The 16,493-nt window shown below is 42.0% G+C and carries 14 protein-coding genes; 13 read left to right on the top strand and 1 reads right to left on the bottom strand.

The features are described 5' to 3' along the window. Nucleotides 1–38: 38 nt before the first annotated feature. The 4 genes from KIH88_RS06350 to KIH88_RS06335 all read left to right on the top strand — a co-directional run bounded on the left by KIH88_RS06350 (nucleotide 39) and on the right by KIH88_RS06335 (nucleotide 2,508). A complete protein-coding gene (locus tag KIH88_RS06350; protein WP_125840747.1) occupies nucleotides 39–974 on the top strand; it encodes a manganese-dependent inorganic pyrophosphatase in 936 nt (311 codons plus the stop codon). A gap of 85 nt (nucleotides 975–1,059) precedes the next feature. Next, complete coding sequence (locus KIH88_RS06345; RefSeq protein WP_125840746.1) at nucleotides 1,060–1,572, top strand: YiiX/YebB-like N1pC/P60 family cysteine hydrolase; 513 nt, start codon at nucleotides 1,060–1,062, stop codon at nucleotides 1,570–1,572. Then, a complete protein-coding gene (locus KIH88_RS06340) occupies nucleotides 1,556–2,206 on the top strand; it encodes a DUF1803 domain-containing protein (protein WP_213988112.1) in 651 nt (216 codons plus the stop codon). The genes KIH88_RS06345 and KIH88_RS06340 overlap by 17 nt, the downstream gene beginning before the upstream one ends. 101 nt (nucleotides 2,207–2,307) lie before the next feature. Then, a complete protein-coding gene (locus KIH88_RS06335) occupies nucleotides 2,308–2,508 on the top strand; it encodes a CsbD family protein (protein ID WP_000051179.1) in 201 nt (66 codons plus the stop codon). Between the two features lie 30 nt (nucleotides 2,509–2,538). On the opposite strand, the gene KIH88_RS06330 is transcribed toward KIH88_RS06335, so the two are convergent. Then, the gene (locus KIH88_RS06330; RefSeq protein WP_213988111.1) at nucleotides 2,539–3,984 is read right to left on the bottom strand and encodes a UDP-N-acetylmuramoyl-L-alanyl-D-glutamate--L-lysine ligase; all 1,446 of its coding nucleotides are present in this window, start codon (nucleotides 3,982–3,984) and stop codon (nucleotides 2,539–2,541) included. 105 nt (nucleotides 3,985–4,089) lie between these two features. Between KIH88_RS06330 and KIH88_RS06325 the strand changes: the two genes are divergently transcribed. The 9 genes from KIH88_RS06325 (at nucleotide 4,090) to KIH88_RS06285 (ending at nucleotide 16,442) form a co-directional block, all read left to right on the top strand. Continuing rightward, nucleotides 4,090–5,712 (top strand): putative polysaccharide biosynthesis protein, encoded by a 1,623-nt coding sequence (locus KIH88_RS06325; RefSeq protein WP_213988110.1) that lies wholly within the window; start codon nucleotides 4,090–4,092, stop codon nucleotides 5,710–5,712. 202 nt (nucleotides 5,713–5,914) lie between these two features. After that, entirely contained in the window at nucleotides 5,915–7,873 is a 1,959-nt protein-coding gene (locus KIH88_RS06320) for a peptide ABC transporter substrate-binding protein (protein ID WP_213988109.1), read from the top strand. A gap of 145 nt (nucleotides 7,874–8,018) precedes the next feature. Then, a complete protein-coding gene (locus KIH88_RS06315) occupies nucleotides 8,019–9,113 on the top strand; it encodes a cystathionine gamma-synthase (RefSeq protein ID WP_000031953.1) in 1,095 nt (364 codons plus the stop codon). Nucleotides 9,114–9,120: 7 nt separating this feature from the next. After that, on the top strand, nucleotides 9,121–10,287 hold the full coding sequence (locus tag KIH88_RS06310; protein ID WP_213988108.1) for a MalY/PatB family protein: 1,167 nt from the start codon (nucleotides 9,121–9,123) through the stop codon (nucleotides 10,285–10,287). Nucleotides 10,288–10,379: 92 nt separating this feature from the next. Further along, nucleotides 10,380–13,475, top strand: coding sequence for a DEAD/DEAH box helicase (locus KIH88_RS06305; protein ID WP_213988107.1), 3,096 nt, complete (start codon nucleotides 10,380–10,382; stop codon nucleotides 13,473–13,475). A gap of 47 nt (nucleotides 13,476–13,522) precedes the next feature. Further along, the gene (locus KIH88_RS06300) at nucleotides 13,523–14,134 is read left to right on the top strand and encodes a cystathionine gamma-synthase (protein WP_213988106.1); all 612 of its coding nucleotides are present in this window, start codon (nucleotides 13,523–13,525) and stop codon (nucleotides 14,132–14,134) included. 11 nt (nucleotides 14,135–14,145) lie between these two features. Beyond that, nucleotides 14,146–15,480 (top strand): UDP-N-acetylmuramate--L-alanine ligase, encoded by a 1,335-nt coding sequence (gene murC / locus KIH88_RS06295; protein ID WP_213988105.1) that lies wholly within the window; start codon nucleotides 14,146–14,148, stop codon nucleotides 15,478–15,480. Between the two features lie 9 nt (nucleotides 15,481–15,489). Next, a complete protein-coding gene (locus KIH88_RS06290) occupies nucleotides 15,490–15,957 on the top strand; it encodes a GNAT family N-acetyltransferase (protein WP_213988104.1) in 468 nt (155 codons plus the stop codon). Then, complete coding sequence (locus KIH88_RS06285) at nucleotides 15,954–16,442, top strand: GNAT family N-acetyltransferase (RefSeq protein WP_213988103.1); 489 nt, start codon at nucleotides 15,954–15,956, stop codon at nucleotides 16,440–16,442. The genes KIH88_RS06290 and KIH88_RS06285 overlap by 4 nt, the downstream gene beginning before the upstream one ends. Nucleotides 16,443–16,493: the final 51 nt, after the last annotated feature.

Here is a 16,493-nt window from a genome sequence, read left to right as displayed (position 1 = left end):
TGCTAAAATAAGATGAATAAATTTAAAGAGGTATTATCATGTCTAAGATTCTAGTATTTGGTCACCAAAATCCAGACTCAGATGCCATCGGGTCATCTGTAGCCTTTGCTTATCTTGCAAAAGAGGCGTATGGATTGGACACAGAAGCAGTAGCACTTGGAACTCCTAATGAAGAAACAGCCTTTGTTTTGAACTATTTTGGTGTAGAAGCACCACGCGTCATCACATCTGCTAAAGCAGAAGGTGTGGAGCAAGTCATCTTGACTGACCACAATGAATTCCAACAATCAGTGTCAGACATCGCTGAAGTAGAAGTTTACGGTGTTGTGGACCACCACCGTGTGGCTAACTTTGAAACTGCAAGCCCACTTTACATGCGTTTGGAACCAGTTGGATCAGCTTCATCTATCGTTTACCGCATGTTCAAAGAGCATGGTGTAGCAGTTCCTAAAGAAATCGCAGGTTTGATGCTTTCAGGTTTGATTTCAGATACCCTTCTTTTGAAATCACCAACAACACACCCATCTGACAAAGTCATTGCTCCTGAATTGGCTGAATTAGCTGGTGTCAACTTGGAAGAGTACGGTCTTGCTATGCTCAAGGCTGGTACAAACTTGGCTAGTAAATCTGCTGAAGAATTGATTGATATCGATGCTAAGACTTTTGAACTCAACGGAAATAAGGTTCGTGTTGCCCAAGTGAATACAGTTGATATTGCTGAAGTCTTGGAACGCCAAGCTGAAATCGAAGCGGCAATGCAAGCGGCTAATGCAGCAAACGGCTACTCTGACTTTGTCTTGATGATTACAGATATCGTTAACTCAAACTCAGAAATTTTGGCTCTTGGATCAAACATGGACAAGGTCGAAGCAGCCTTCAACTTTAAACTTGAAAATAACCATGCCTTCCTTCCAGGTGCTGTTTCACGTAAGAAACAAGTGGTGCCTCAGTTGACTGAAAGCTTTAATGATTAAAATTTTGGGTATTATTTCAAAATAGAAAACAGTGTTTTCCATATAGCTAAAGGGGTTTCGGCTCCTTTTTTTCTAGGAGAGAAAGATGTTAGAAAATGGCGATTTGATTTTTGTGAGAGAAGATACAGAAATGGGGCAGGCTATCCAGGCTTCTACAGGTAACTACAGTCACGTGGCTATCTTTTTGGACGGTTTTGTTTATCATGCAACTGGTGAGGTTGGTGTTATCTGTCAAGAACCGGCTGAATTTTTTGAACCGACTCATCTTTACGACCTTTATGTCTATCCAGAGCTGGAAGCTGACTTGGTGAAGGAGAGAGCTAGCAAACATTTAGGCGCACCCTATAATGCCTCTTTTTATCCGGATGGGAATGGCTTTTATTGCTCCCAGTATATCGCAGAAATCCTGCCTATTTTTGAGACTATTCCGATGCAATTTGGGGACGGGGAGCAGGAGATTAGTGATTTCTGGAATGAATACTATAGAGAACTAGGAATAGCTGTGCCTCTGAACCAGCCAGGGACCAATCCTAGTCAGTTAGCGGCATCCCCTCTTTTAAAATGTAAAGAAAGGAACCTTCATGATTCAGATTTTTAATCCTTCTCGTTTGACTCGACAACCATTTTTTATAGATTTGGTTGACTATCTGGACCAGCATGACGATGTGATTCTACGAGAAATCAAGGCCCAGTTTCCAGATGTATCAGTTGATAAGCTTATGGAAGAGTATATAAAGGCAGGCTTGATTCTAAGGGAAAATAAACGTTATTCGCTCAATCTCCCTTTTTTAGAATCTACGGATGATTTAGCCCTTGATCAAGAGATTTTTGTCAGAGAGGACAGTCCAGTCTATCAAGGCTTGCTGGAGAAGACTTTTGAGACGGAATTGCGCAATCAAACCAATGCAGCCATTTTAATCGAACATACGGACTTTGCAAGGCAAAAAATGACCTTGTCTAATTATTTTTATAAAGTTAAGAACCAGTATCCACTGACAGAAGATCAGCAGAAACTCTATGATATTTTAGGAGATGTTAACCCTGAGTATGCCCTCAAATATATGACGACTTTTTTGTTAAAATTCCTCAAAAAAGACCAACTGATGCAGAAACGCCGTGATATCTTTGTGGATAGTTTGGTCATCCTAGGCTATATTGTGCAAAATGAAGCTGGAAAGTATGAGTTGGCTGTTGATTTCGACAAGGAGCGGTTGACTTTCTATTTACCTTAATTGCTTCATTTTGAGCAGATTGTTTGACTTTGCTAAAGAATAAGCATAAACTGAATGCAAGCGATAACGTTTATCGTATTAAAAGCAAAGGAGACAGAGCTATGTCACTTGAAAATAAATTGGATCAAGCAACTGGTGCTATCAAAGAAGGATTTGGTAAAGTTACTGGCGATAGCAAGACAGAAGCAGAAGGTACTGTAGAAAAAACAGTTGCGAAAGCAAAAGAAGTAGTTGAAGATGCTAAAGGTGCTGTAGAAGGTGCCGTTGAAGGTCTTAAAAACTCATTTAAGAAAGAAGACTAAAAAATCAAGGGAAATATTCCCTTGATTTTTTTATAGATAACGTTCTGCGATGGCCGCATCCCCAGGATAGTCTTCTTTCTTTCCTTGGACGATCTGGTAGCAATCGGCTCCCTTACCTGCAATAATTACGGCATCAAGTTCTTGATTTGTGATGGCCATCGCTGCCTTGATGGCTTGTTCACGATCGGCAATTTTTTCAACAGGACGACTGATATAGCTACTGATTTCCTCTGCAATGGCCATTGGATCTTCATAGTTGGGGTCATCCGCAGTTAGAAAGACTTGAATCTCAGGATGTTGATTGAGGAGGAGGCCAAAGTCTTTGCGGCGACTTTCACCCTTGTTTCCAGTCGAACCGAGAACTAGAGCAAGCTTTCCAGTTTGATGGGTTTCAACAACAGAAATCAGTTTTTTCAGACTGTCACCATTGTGGGCGTAGTCAATGAAGACCTTGGCACCATTTTTTTGGGTGAGAACTTCCATACGTCCAGGAACGCGAGTTGCAGCGATTCCTTTTTTGATGTCCTCCAGACTGGCTCCGAGACGAAGGCAGGCAAGTCCTGCAGCAACTGCATTTTCTTGGTTAAAGTGGCCGATGAGTTGGATATCATAATCACCAGCGAGTTTACCAGTAGCTGAAAAGCTAAAGGCTTTGGAATTCTTAATTTGGTTGCTCGAATGACTACCATAGAAGTCATGTTCTTGATTTTCTACTTGTTCTCTCAGTACAGAAAAGTGGTCCATGTCGCTGTTAATGACAACTGCTCGGCTATTTTTCATCAAGAGACGTTTGTGGTAGAAGTAATCTTCAAAGCTAGGATGCTCAATCGGTCCGATATGGTCAGGAGTGATATTGAGAAAGACACCTACATCAAAGGTCAGGCCATAGACTCGATGAACAAGATAGGCTTGGCTAGAGACTTCCATTACAAGATGGGTTCTTCCATTCTTAACAGCCTGAGCCATCATGTCGAAAAGATCGATATTTTCAGGCGTTGAGAAGGAAGATTTAAAGAAGGTCTTGCCATCTAGAGTTGTATTCATAGTTGACAAGAGAGCTGTTGGGTAGCGTTGAGATAGGATGTGGTAAGCAAAGTAAGCAGATGTTGTCTTTCCTTTTGTCCCTGTGAAAGCAAGAATTTTTAGTTTCTCTTGCGGATTACCATAAAATTCCATCGCAATCAAACTCATGGCTTTCTTGATATCGTTCACAACGATGACAGGGATACCGACTTCGTAGTCCTTTTCGGCAACATACCAGGCTAAGCCCTGAGTTATAGCAGAAAGAAGGTATTCTTTTTTAAAGGCAGCGCCTTTTGCAAAAAAAAGAGTCCCTTCTTTTACTTTTCGGCTGTCGTAACTGATGCTGTCAAAAACAACTTCACTGTAGTTGTAGTGGTAGTGTCCTTGGCCGATAATCTCGCGGAAGAGATCATCTTTCTTTAATATATCTAATACGGTTTCAATCTTTATCATACTTTCTATTGTAAACCGAAAGTCTGAATTTTACAAGTAACAAGGAAAAGTTTATAATGGAGGATGAGGAAAATTTCCTAGTTATCAAAATTGAATGAGGAAGCTATGTCTAACGAAAACAATCACCAGCAAGCCCAGATGTTGCGAGGGACTGCTTGGCTAACAGCTAGTAACTTTATTAGTCGCCTCCTTGGGGCTATCTACATTATTCCCTGGTATATCTGGATGGGAACCTATGCAGCCAAGGCAAATGGTCTCTTTACCATGGGCTACAATATTTACGCCTGGTTCTTGCTGATTTCGACGGCGGGTATCCCAGTTGCGGTCGCCAAACAAGTGGCTAAGTACAATACCATGCGAGAAGAAGAGCACAGCTTTGCCTTGATTCGGAGTTTCCTAAGCTTTATGACGGGCTTGGGTCTAGTCTTTGCCTTAGCCTTGTATCTCTTTTCTCCCTGGTTAGCAGATTTGTCAGGTGTGGGGAAAGATCTGATTCCCATCATGCAGAGCTTGGCTTGGGCGGTCTTGATTTTCCCATCTATGAGTGTCATCCGAGGTTTCTTCCAAGGGATGAATAACCTCAAACCCTATGCTATGAGTCAAATCGCCGAGCAGGTAATTCGTGTTATCTGGATGTTGTTGGCGACCTTCTTCATTATGAAGATGGGGTCTGGTGACTACTTATCAGCCGTTACCCAATCGACCTTTGCGGCCTTTGTGGGGATGGTAGCAAGTTTTGCAGTTTTGATTTATTTCCTTGCCCAAGAAGGTTTGCTTAAAAGAGTCTTTGAAACACGGGATAAAATCAATAGTAAGCGACTCTTAGTCGATACCATCAAGGAAGCCATTCCCTTTATCCTGACAGGATCAGCCATTCAACTCTTTCAAATCTTAGACCAGATGACCTTTATTAATAGTATGAAGTGGTTTACCAACTACAGTAATGAAGACTTGGTTGTCATGTTTTCTTATTTCTCTGCCAATCCTAATAAAATTACTATGATTTTAATCTCTGTAGGGGTTTCGATTGGGAGTGTTGGTTTGCCACTGTTGACGGAAAACTATGTAAAAGGCGACTTGCGGGCAGCGGCTCGCTTAGTCCAAGATAGCCTCACCATGCTCTTCTTATTCTTGCTACCAGCAACGGTTGGGGTTGTTATGGTAGGAGAACCGCTCTACACAGTCTTTTACGGTAAGCCAGATAGTCTGGCCATGGGCTTGTTTGTCTTTGCAGTTTTGCAGTCTACTATCCTAGGCTTGTATATGGTCTTGTCTCCTATGCTTCAGGCCATGTTCCGCAACCGCAAGGCAGTTCTTTATTTTGTCTATGGTTCCATTGCTAAGATCGTCTTGCAATTGCCAACCATTGCTATTTTCCACAGCTACGGTCCCTTGATTTCAACGACTATCGGCTTGATTATTCCAAATGTCTTGATGTACCGAGACATCTGCCAGGTAACGGGTGCTCGTCGAAAGATAATCTTGAAGCGAACCATTTTGATTACCATCTTGACCCTTGTCATGTTTATCCTAGTTGGCTTCTTGCAGTGGCTGCTCGGTTTTGTCTTCCAGCCAAGTGGACGTTTCTGGAGTTTCCTTTATGTGGCTCTCATCGGGGGACTTGGGGGAGGTCTTTATGGTTTGATGAGCCTACGAACTCGACTCTTAGACAAGATAATCGGCAAAGCTCAAGCAGACAGACTACGTACACGATTGAAAATCTCGTAAAAAGATTTATAAATAAAAGTAATAAATTTAACCTTTCTTTAACAGAAAGGTTTTTATACTACATTTTCCTTAAAAAAAGAGAACTTTTTCTAAAAATAGGAGCAAAAAATATGCTTTTTTAAGTTTTTCTTCAGAAATCACTTGACTAAATAAAACCAAAGCTGTATAATAAGACAAAACTTTTAAACAGGAGGTTCTGGAAATGAAAAAGTCTAAGGCCAAGTATCTGACACTTGCAAGTGTCGTGTTAAGCGCTGGTATTCTACTGAGTGCATGTGGAAATTCAAGTAGCGCTACTAAAACATATAACTATGTTTATTCGAGCGATCCATCCAGTTTGAACTATCTCGCAGAAAACCGCGCAACAACCAACGACATCGTGACCAATTTGGTGGATGGGTTGATGGAAAATGACCAATACGGTAACTATGTTCCATCATTGGCAGAAGATTGGACTGTTTCTCAGGACGGTTTGACCTATACCTACAAATTGCGTAAGGATGCAAAATGGTATACTTATGAGGGTGAAGAATATGCCCCTGTAACGGCTCAAGACTTTGTGACAGGTTTGAAATACGCTGCTGATAAAAAATCCGAAGCCTTGTACCTGGTTCAAGACTCTGTAGCAGGTTTGGATGACTATATCAACGGGAAAACAACTGACTTTTCAACTGTCGGTGTTAAAGCAATTGACGACCAAACAGTTCAGTACACTTTGACACGTCCAGAACCTTATTGGAATTCTAAAACAACTTCAAACATTCTCTTCCCTGTCAATGCAGACTTCCTGAAATCAAAAGGGGATGATTTTGGTAAGGTAGATCCATCTAGCATTTTGTATAGTGGACCTTTCTTGATGAAATCTTTTGTTTCAAAATCTGTTATCGAATACAAGAAAAATCCAAATTACTGGGACGCTAAAAATGTCTTTGTGGATGATGTGAAATTGACTTACTATGACGGTAGTGACCAGGATGCCCTAGCTCGTAACTTCGTAGAAGGAGTCTACAGCTACGCACGTCTCTATCCAAATAGCTCAAGCTTTGAAGGAATTAAAGAGAAGAACAAGGATAACATCATCTATAGTATGCAAAATGCAACTTCTTATTACTTGAACTTCAACTTGGACAGAAAATCTTATAATTTCACTTCTAAATCCTCAGATATCGAAAAGAAATCAACCCAAGAAGCAGTTCTGAATAAAAACTTCCGTCAAGCCTTCAACTATGCTTATAACCGTACAGCCTATGGAGCACAATCTCAAGGGGAGGACGGAGCAACAAAGATTATTCGTAACTTGGTTGTACCTCCAACATTTGTAAGTATCAACGGAAAAGACTTTGGCGATGTTGTTTCAGAAAAGATGGTCAACTATGGCCAAGAATGGCAAGGAATCAACTTTGCAGATGCGCAAGATCCATACTACAATCCTGATAAGGCCAAGGCTAAATTTGCAGAAGCTAAGAAAGAATTGGAAGCTAAGGGTGTGCAATTTCCAATCCACTTGGATGTAACAGTTGACCAATCAGCTAAAAAAGGTGTACTTGAAGCAAGTTCTTTGAAACAATCCATCGAATCTGTTCTAGGAGCTGAGAATGTGGTTATCGATATCCAACAGCTATCAACAGATGACTTTGACAACTCTAGCTACCTAGCTCAAACTGCAGCTCAAAAAGACTTTGATATCTATAATGGCGGTTGGAGTGCGGACTACTTGGATCCATCAAGCTATCTTGATATCTTAAATGTCAATAACGGTGGTATGTTGCAAAACATTGGTCTAGAACCAGGTGAGGTCAATGACAAGGCTAAGGCAGTTGGTCTGGATACTTACACTCAAATGTTAGAAGAAGCGAACAAGGAGCAAGAACCAGCAAAACGTTATGAAAAATATGCTGAAATTCAAGCTTGGCTCGTTGATAGCGCCCTTGCTATTCCAAACGTTTCTCAGGGTGGAACACCGACCTTGAGAAAGACAGTTCCATTCTCATCACCATTCTCACAAGCTGGAAATAAGGGTGTCGAATCATACAAGTATCTCAAGTTACAAGATAAGACTGTAACGGCTGATGAGTATGAAAAAGCTAAAGAAAAATGGCAGAAAGAAAAAGAAGAATCAAATAAAAAAGCGCAAGAAGAACTGGCAAAACACGTTAAATAACCAGTCTATTCAACAGGAAAAACGATAGTTTCTTAAGGAACTATCGTTTTTATATAGTTTGAAACTATAGCTAGCTCTTGAAAACAAGAAAATGAGTTAGTGAAAATAAGTGGTACAATAGTTACTATAGATTTGGAGGTATTGTATGAGCAAAGAACTACACATCAACACAATTTTGGCCCAGGCAGGGATCAAGTCAGATGAGGCAACAGGTGCCTTGGTGACGCCGCTTCATTTTTCAACCACTTATCAGCATCCAGAGTTCGGTCAGTCTACGGGATTTGACTATACTCGGACTAAAAACCCAACTCGCAGTAAGGCGGAGGAAGTCTTGGCGGCAATCGAATCAGCAGATTATGCCCTAGCGACAAGCTCAGGTATGGCTGCGATTGTACTGGCCTTTAGTGTCTTTCCGGTAGGAAGTAAAGTCTTGGCTGTGAGAGATCTTTATGGGGGTTCTTTCCGTTGGTTTAACCAAGTCGAGCAAGAAGGCCGTTTCCATTTTACCTATGCCAATACAGAAGAAGAGTTGGTTGATGAGTTAGAGAAAGATGTGGATGTTCTCTATATCGAAACACCAACTAATCCCTTGATGTTGGAATTTGATATTGCCAAACTAGCCAAACTGGCTCATGCCAAGGGTGCCAAGGTAGTGGTGGACAATACCTTCTACAGTCCGATTTACCAACGTCCGATTGAAGATGGTGCGGATATCGTTCTTCATTCAGCCACCAAGTATCTAGCAGGGCACAATGATGTCTTAGCTGGGGTGGTTGTGACTAATAGTTTAGAACTATATGAGCAACTTTTCTACAATTTGAATACGACTGGTGCGGTCTTGTCACCATTTGATAGTTATCAGTTGATTCGCGGTCTTAAAACTCTACCTCTTCGTATGGAGCGTTCTACAGCCAATGCTCAAGAAGTGGTTGCCTTTTTGAAGGCTTCACCTGCTGTCAAGGAAGTTCTCTATACTGGACGTGGGGGTATGATTTCCTTTAAAGTAGTGGATGAAAAGCGTATTCCTCATATTTTAAATAGCTTGAAGGTCTTCTCATTTGCAGAAAGTTTGGGTGGGGTAGAGAGTCTGATCACCTATCCGACAACTCAGACTCATGCGGATATTCCAGCAGAAGTGCGCCATTCCTATGGCTTAACAGATGACCTCTTGCGCTTGTCAATCGGGATTGAAGATGCTAGAGATTTGATTGCGGACTTGCGCCAAGCTTTGGAAGGTTAAGATAGATATGGGAAAATATGATTTTACAAGCCTGCCCAATCGTTTTGGACACCATACCTATAAATGGAAAGAAGCGGAAGTTGATCGCGAAGTTCTACCAGCCTGGATAGCAGATATGGACTTTGTGGTTTTGCCTGAGGTTCGACAAGCTGTACAAGCCTACGCAGATCAGTTGGTCTATGGCTATACTTATGCTAGCGATGCTTTGATTGAATCGGTTCAGGACTGGGAAGCCAGTCAACACGGTTATCACTTTGACAAAGAGGCTCTTGTCTTTATCGAGGGAGTGGTACCGGCCATCTCAACAGCTATTCAAGCCTTTACAAAAGAAGGAGAGGCTGTTCTGATTAACACACCGGTCTATCCACCTTTTGCCCGCAGTGTCAAACTGAACAATCGCAGATTGATTACCAATTCTTTGGTGGAAAAGGATGGGCTGTTTGGGATTGACTTTGACCAGTTGGAGAAGGAATTGGTGGAAGAGGATGTGAAGCTTTATATCCTTTGCAATCCTCACAATCCTGGTGGACGTGTTTGGGAAAAGGAAGTGTTAGAAAAGATTGGGCATCTCTGCCAAAAACACGGTGTTTTGTTGGTTTCAGATGAGATTCATCAAGATTTGGCCCTCTTTGGTCACAAACACCAGTCTTTCAACACCATTGATCCTGCTTTTAAAGACTTTGCCCTTATTTTGAGTAGTGCCACTAAAACATTTAATATTGCTGGGACCAAAAATTCCTATGCAGTTATTGAAAATCAAAAGCTTCGTGTGGCTTTCCAAAAACGGCAGTTGGCCAATAACCAACATGAAATCTCAGGCTTGGGGTATTTGGCAACAGAAGCTGCCTACCGTTATGGTAAGGACTGGTTAGAAGAGTTAAAAGAAGTCATCGAGGACCACATTAACTATGTAGTGGATGTTTTGGGCAACGAAACCAATATTAAGGTCATGAAACCGCAAGGTACCTACTTGATCTGGCTTGATTTTTCAGCCTATGACCTAACGGATGACCGCTTGCAAGAGCTTTTGAAGAATGAAGCCAAGGTTATCTTGAACCGAGGTTTGGACTTTGGGGAGGAGGGAGCTCTTCATGCCCGCCTCAATGTGGCTATGCCGAAGTCAGTACTGGAAGAGGTTTGCCAACGCATCGTGACTACTTTTGCTACACTTTAAAAATCCAGCCTTCTAGGAGAAAAGTCTTCCTAGAAGGCTATTTTCATAGGGGAAAATGTGGTATAATGAAAAGATAAGATAAAGGGGTAACTATGGCTAAATTGATTCCAGGAAAGTTGCGCATGGAGGGTGTTACTCTCTATGAAACGGGCAACATTGAGATTATCAAGGAAAAAGGGAATCGCCTCTATACTCGTGTGGCGGGAGAAGACTTGCGCTACAGTTTAGAGGATGATCTTGTTTTTTGTGCTTGTGATTTTTTCCAAAAAAGAGGTTACTGTGTTCACCTAGCGGCTCTCGAGCATTATCTGAAGAACGACGAAGAAGGCCAGGTAATTTTACAAGCCTTAGAAAAAGGACATGAAGAGCAAGAAGAGGTCGAAACCAAGGTTAGTTTTGGCGGTAGTTTTTTGGAGCGTATCCAACCTCAGAAAAGAGAAAAAATCTACACTTTGTCGGCTCAAGGTCAGGTAGAGGCTGGAACCAATCGCCTCCTTTGGACTCTCCGAATCGGTTTAGTTGATAGTCAAAAATATTATGTCATTCGTGACATCCCACTCTTTTTGAAGGTCTTAGTCCATCGAAAGCCATATATGATTGGGAAACACTATGAAAATGACTTGTCTTGGGAGGCTTTTGATACAGCTAGTCAAGAAGTTCTTACTTTTTTATGTGGCTTGATTGAGGAGGGACTGAGTCAAGACCTCTTTTTCCCCAATCAAGGTCGTCACCTCTTTTTCCCTCTGACCTTTTTTGAGCAGGGAGTGGAGTTGCTGATGAACTTGGAAGATTTTCATTTTGAACACCAGATCGATAGTTATGAAAATCTTCTCTTTCACGATTTAACTCCCGATGCGGAACTCTTCTCTTTTTCCGTGCAGGAGTATCCCGATTATTTTGAGATGGAGATCTCTGAGACTGAGCGAGTCAACGTATTCTATGGAGGAGCGGTTCTCTTTCGTAAGGGGAATCTTTATCTCTTAAATCCTAAACAAATCAGCCTACTAAAGGAAATCAAGGAGCTTCCTAAGGAGGAAAGAGGGAGAAAATGCCTCCGGTTTGACAACAGTGATCGTGACCGCCTAGCCGCCTGTCTGCCTTTATTTGGACAGTTAGGAACAGTTTCTGCTCCTGAGCGCTTGCAAATCAGACCCTTTTCACCAATCTTTTACTTTGATAGGGAGGATGACGGCCGCATCCGCTTGAATATCCAGTTTGACTATGGAGATGTTAAGGTGACTAGTCGCCAACAGCTGGAACAATTACCATTTTCAAGTGATGCTGTCTTGGAAAACCAACTATTTCAAGTCTGTTTAGGGGCTGGTTTTGAGGCTGATTTTCAGTCTTGGAGACAGGCTTTGAAGCCAGAGGCAATTTATTCTTTCTTTCACCATACGATTCCAGCTTTTGAGAAATTGGGTCAGGTTTTCTTGTCTGATGAGATGAATCAGCTCTACAGCGTCCAAGCTCCTCAGGTTCAGATTGAGTCCAAGGGAGGACTGTTGGAAATTCAATTTGATTTCCAAGGGATTGCCCAAGAAGAGATTGATCAAGCTCTTAAAGCCCTGACCAGCAATCAGGATTTCTATATTAGCTCTTCTGATCAAGTGTACTTTTTTGATGAGGAAACCAAGCAGATTCGTCAAAATTTGCAGGAGCTGGGGGTTGAGCTAAAAGATGGTTCTTTCCAAGCGCGAAAATCTCTGGCTTATAGCCTTTCTCAGCTTTTTGAAGGTCGAGATCGGATCTCTTTCTCGGAAGAATTTCAGCATTTAGCTCATGATTTGACTCATCCAGAGGATTTTCCTTTGGGAGATATACGGGTGCAGGCGAGTTTGAGAGACTATCAGGAAAAGGGAGTCCGTTGGCTCCAGATGCTTCATCACTATGGCTTTGGTGGCATCCTGGCAGATGATATGGGACTGGGAAAAACACTGCAAACCATCGCTTTTTTGACCAGTCAGGTGACAGAAGATAGTCGGGTCTTGATTTTGGCTCCGTCAGGTTTGATCTACAATTGGGCAGATGAATTCAGGAAATTTGCCCCACAGTTGGATTTGGCTGTCGTTCATGGTTTGAAAGCGAATCGAGAAGCAATTCTTTCTGAAAATCACCAAATCTATGTGACTAGCTATGCCACCTTTCGTCAAGACAGCGAGCTTTATCAAGAGATGGCTTTTGATTTTCTCTTCTTAGATGAAGCCCAGGTCATGAAAAATGCCCAAACCAAGATTGCTCAGAGTTTGCGCCAGTTTGTGGTGCCAGCAGTCTTTGCTTTGTCAGGTACGCCCATCGAAAACCATTTAGGAGAGTTGTGGTCTATCTTTCAAATTGTGCTTCCAGGACTCTTACCAAGTAAAAAGGAGTTTATGAAATTACCGGCTGACCGAGTCGCGCAGTTTATCAAGCCTTTCGTCATGAGGCGTAAGAAAGAAGAAGTTCTTACAGAACTACCTGACCTGATCGAAGTCGTCTATAAAAATGAACTGGAAGACCAGCAGAAGGCCATCTATTTGGCCCAGTTGCAACAGATGCGAGAGCGTCTAGCGCAAGTGACAGATCAAGAATTCCAGAGAAGTCGCGTAGAAATCTTATCTGGTCTCATGCGTTTACGTCAAATCTGCGATACGCCAGCTCTCTTTATGGATGATTATCAGGGTGCCAGCGGTAAACTCGATAGTCTCCGAGATTTATTGCTACAAGTGGCAGATGGTGGCCATCGGGTCTTGATTTTCTCACAATTCAAAGGAATGTTGGAAAAAATTGAGCAAGAACTTCCAGACTTGGGCTTGACCTCCTTCAAAATCACAGGTTCAACTCCTGCTCATGACAGACAGGAGATGACCAAGGCCTTTAACCAAGGGGAGAGAGATGCCTTTCTCATCTCCCTTAAGGCGGGTGGTGTTGGTCTCAATCTAACGGGAGCTGATACGGTTATTTTGGTTGACCTTTGGTGGAATCCTGCTGTCGAAGCCCAGGCTATCGGACGAGCCCACCGCATGGGGCAGGAGCAGATGGTCGAGGTCTATCGTTTGATTACCAAGGGAACCATTGAAGAAAAGATCCAAGAACTTCAAGAACAAAAGAAACATTTGGTTTCCCAAGTTTTAGATGGTACGGAGTCGCGTGCGAGTCTCAGTCTGGCAGAAATTCGTGAAATTTTGGGGATTTCTGAAGCCAGCACTTGAAAAATCAAGACAATACGCTATAATGAAGTGTTGAAAGGAAATACAAAATGAAACAAGATCGATTTCCATTGGTGTCAGATGATGAGATCATGCTGACCAAAATGCCAGTCATGGACTTGTACGATGAGTCAGACTTTATTAGCAATATCAAAGGTGATTACCGCGATAAGAACCATTTGGAATGGTCTCCTATCAATGAGGAAGAAACCGTAGTTTCTCCAGTGGTTAATAAGGAGTCAAAGCCAAGTCCAGAACCTAAAAAAGTTGAAAAAACCTATGCTGAATTGGCTCGAGAAGAGGCGCGTGCGGACTTAAAGAAGAAACGTTCAGCCAAGTATTTGACTCAGGATGTTAGTCATACTAGACGACACAATGGTTCAACACTTGTTCGTCAAGGAAACCAACCAACAGCACCATTTCAAAAGGAAAATCCAGGTGAGTTTGCCAAATTTAGTAAAAACTTGAGCCAGTCTCACTATATCTTAGCTGAGGGTGTTGGCCAAGTGGCGAGTCCAACTCCGAAAAACCAAACGGACAAAGCTAAAAAGAACAACTATGATTTTCTAAAGAAGAGTCAAATCTATAATAAAAAGAATAAGCAAACGGAACAGGAACGTCAGGTTGCCCAAGAGTTGAATCTGACAAGAATTACTGAGTAGGGGAGAAAAGCATGTCAAAAACATATCATTTTATTGGAATCAAGGGATCAGGGATGAGTGCCCTAGCTTTGATGTTGCACCAAATGGGACACAAGGTTCAAGGTTCAGACGTTGAAAAATACTACTTTACTCAACGTGGACTAGAGCAGGCAGGGATTGCGATTCTTCCTTTTGATGAAAAGAACCTACAAGGTGATGTGGAGATTATCGCGGGGAATGCCTTCCGTCCAGATAACAACGTTGAAATCGCCTATGCAGATCAAAACGGTATCAGCTACAAACGTTACCATGAATTCCTAGGTAGCTTTATGCGCGATTTTGTCAGCATGGGAGTGGCAGGAGCTCATGGCAAAACTTCAACAACAGGTATGCTGTCTCACGTCTTGTCTCATATCACAGACACCAGCTTCTTGATCGGTGACGGGACAGGTCGTGGTTCAGCTAATGCTAAGTATTTTGTTTTTGAATCTGACGAATATGAGCGTCATTTCATGCCTTACCACCCAGAATACTCTATTATCACCAATATTGACTTTGACCATCCAGACTACTTTACTAGTCTAGAGGATGTTTTCAACGCCTTTAATGACTATGCCAAACAAATTACTAAAGGTTTATTCGTCTACGGTGAGGATGCTGAGTTGCGTAAGATTACAGCCAATGCTCCAATCTATTACTATGGCTTTGATGCTGAGGGAAATGACTTTGTAGCTAGCGACCTTCTACGTTCTACAACTGGTTCGACCTTCACAGTTCATTTCCGCGGACAAGAGTTGGGTCAATTCCACATTCCAACCTTTGGTCGTCACAATATTATGAATGCGACAGCCGTTATTGGTTTACTTTATACAGCAGGGTTTGACTTGAACTTGGTACGTGAACACTTGAAAACATTTGCTGGTGTCAAGCGTCGTTTCACTGAAAAGGTTGTCAATGGCACCATTATTATTGATGATTTCGCCCACCATCCAACGGAAATCATTGCGACCTTAGATGCGGCTCGTCAGAAATACCCAAGCAAGGAAATTGTTGCAATCTTCCAACCACACACTTTTACTAGAACCATTGCCCTATTGGACGATTTTGCTAAAGCTTTGAGCCAGGCAGATGCTGTTTACTTGGCGAAAATCTATGGATCAGCCCGTGAGGTGGACCATGGTGACGTCAAGGTAGAAGACCTAGCAGATAAAATTAAGAAGAAAAGCCAAGTCATCACAGTTGAAAATGTATCACCACTCCTTGAGCATGATAATGCAGTCTATGTCTTTATGGGAGCAGGAGACATCCAAACCTATGAGTACTCATTTGAACGTCTTTTGTCTAATTTGACAAGTAACGTCCAATAAGAAAAAAGAATGGAAATTCCAATCACCATGGGACGGGCTACATTATCGGATTTAGAAGAAATTGTAGCAATTGAAGAATCTTGTTTATCCTCAGAAGAAATAGTGAGCTACGAGTTTTTAGAAGAGAGTATCCGTAAGATTGCGGATACCTTTCTTGTAGCTAGAGATGAAAACCAGCTCCTAGGCTATGTTTTAGGAGAGTCTCAGTCTCTCCATCCCACATGGATAGAAATAAGATCATTAGCTATTCATCCTGACCATCGCGGGCAAGGCTTGGGGACCCTTCTTCTTGCTAACTTGAAACAAGTGGAGGTGGAAGGAGGGTATGAGTATCTTCGCTTGACTTGTCCTGATGACTTGCTCTCTTATTTTGAGATGAATGGTTTTGTTGAGGAAGAAGTACCAGAAGCTTCATGCGCAAGATTTTCGGGATGGAATCTGATTTGGGCCAATCCTTTTTATCAGGAGGAAGTATGAAAATCAGACAAGCAAGATTTTCGGATTTAGATCAAATTTTAGAGATAGAGCTGGAGAATTTCTCCCTTGAAGAAGCGATTCCTCGTTCGGTCTTTGAGGCGCACTTACGTGAAATTCAGACCAGTTTTCTCGTAGCTGAAAAGGAGGGACGTATCCTTGGGTATATTGAAGGTCCAGTCGTCCCACATCGTCATCTACAAGATCAATCTTTTACAGAAGAAATAAAAGACTATAGCCATCGACCTGGAGGTTATATCTCTGTGACCTGTCTCTCCATAGCTAAGGAGGCACAAGCCTTGGGCGTGGGGAAGAGACTGTTAAGGACTCTGAAAGAAGTCGCTTTAGAACATGAACGAGAAGGTATCAATTTGACCTGTCATGACTATCTCATCCCTTATTATGAAAAACATGGATTTGTGAATGAAGGAGTATCCCAGTCAAGCTTTGCGGGTGAAAGTTGGTATGATATGGTTTGGCAACCTTAAAAAATGAGAATCAAAGCTATAGAAATGGATGTTTTGTTGCTTTTCTGTAAC

The sequence above is a fragment of the Streptococcus oralis genome, from assembly GCF_018448765.2.
GTDB lineage: Bacteria > Bacillota > Bacilli > Lactobacillales > Streptococcaceae > Streptococcus > Streptococcus oralis_BM.
Note: the sequence above shows the minus strand (reverse complement) of the source record. Positions and strands in the feature narration are given on the sequence as shown.

Excerpts from the sequence above, each read along its gene's own strand:
- KIH88_RS06350 (WP_125840747.1), top strand. The coding sequence starts at position 39 with ATGTCTAAGATTCTAGTATTTGGTCACCAAAATCCAGACTCAGATGCC.
- KIH88_RS06345 (WP_125840746.1), top strand. The coding sequence starts at position 1,060 with ATGTTAGAAAATGGCGATTTGATTTTTGTGAGAGAAGATACAGAAATG.
- KIH88_RS06340 (WP_213988112.1), top strand. The coding sequence starts at position 1,556 with ATGATTCAGATTTTTAATCCTTCTCGTTTGACTCGACAACCATTTTTT.
- KIH88_RS06335 (WP_000051179.1), top strand. The coding sequence starts at position 2,308 with ATGTCACTTGAAAATAAATTGGATCAAGCAACTGGTGCTATCAAAGAA.
- KIH88_RS06330 (WP_213988111.1), bottom strand. The coding sequence starts at position 3,984 with ATGATAAAGATTGAAACCGTATTAGATATATTAAAGAAAGATGATCTC.
- KIH88_RS06325 (WP_213988110.1), top strand. The coding sequence starts at position 4,090 with ATGTCTAACGAAAACAATCACCAGCAAGCCCAGATGTTGCGAGGGACT.
- KIH88_RS06320 (WP_213988109.1), top strand. The coding sequence starts at position 5,915 with ATGAAAAAGTCTAAGGCCAAGTATCTGACACTTGCAAGTGTCGTGTTA.
- KIH88_RS06315 (WP_000031953.1), top strand. The coding sequence starts at position 8,019 with ATGAGCAAAGAACTACACATCAACACAATTTTGGCCCAGGCAGGGATC.
- KIH88_RS06310 (WP_213988108.1), top strand. The coding sequence starts at position 9,121 with ATGGGAAAATATGATTTTACAAGCCTGCCCAATCGTTTTGGACACCAT.
- KIH88_RS06305 (WP_213988107.1), top strand. The coding sequence starts at position 10,380 with ATGGCTAAATTGATTCCAGGAAAGTTGCGCATGGAGGGTGTTACTCTC.
- KIH88_RS06300 (WP_213988106.1), top strand. The coding sequence starts at position 13,523 with ATGAAACAAGATCGATTTCCATTGGTGTCAGATGATGAGATCATGCTG.
- murC (WP_213988105.1), top strand. The coding sequence starts at position 14,146 with ATGTCAAAAACATATCATTTTATTGGAATCAAGGGATCAGGGATGAGT.
- KIH88_RS06290 (WP_213988104.1), top strand. The coding sequence starts at position 15,490 with ATGGAAATTCCAATCACCATGGGACGGGCTACATTATCGGATTTAGAA.
- KIH88_RS06285 (WP_213988103.1), top strand. The coding sequence starts at position 15,954 with ATGAAAATCAGACAAGCAAGATTTTCGGATTTAGATCAAATTTTAGAG.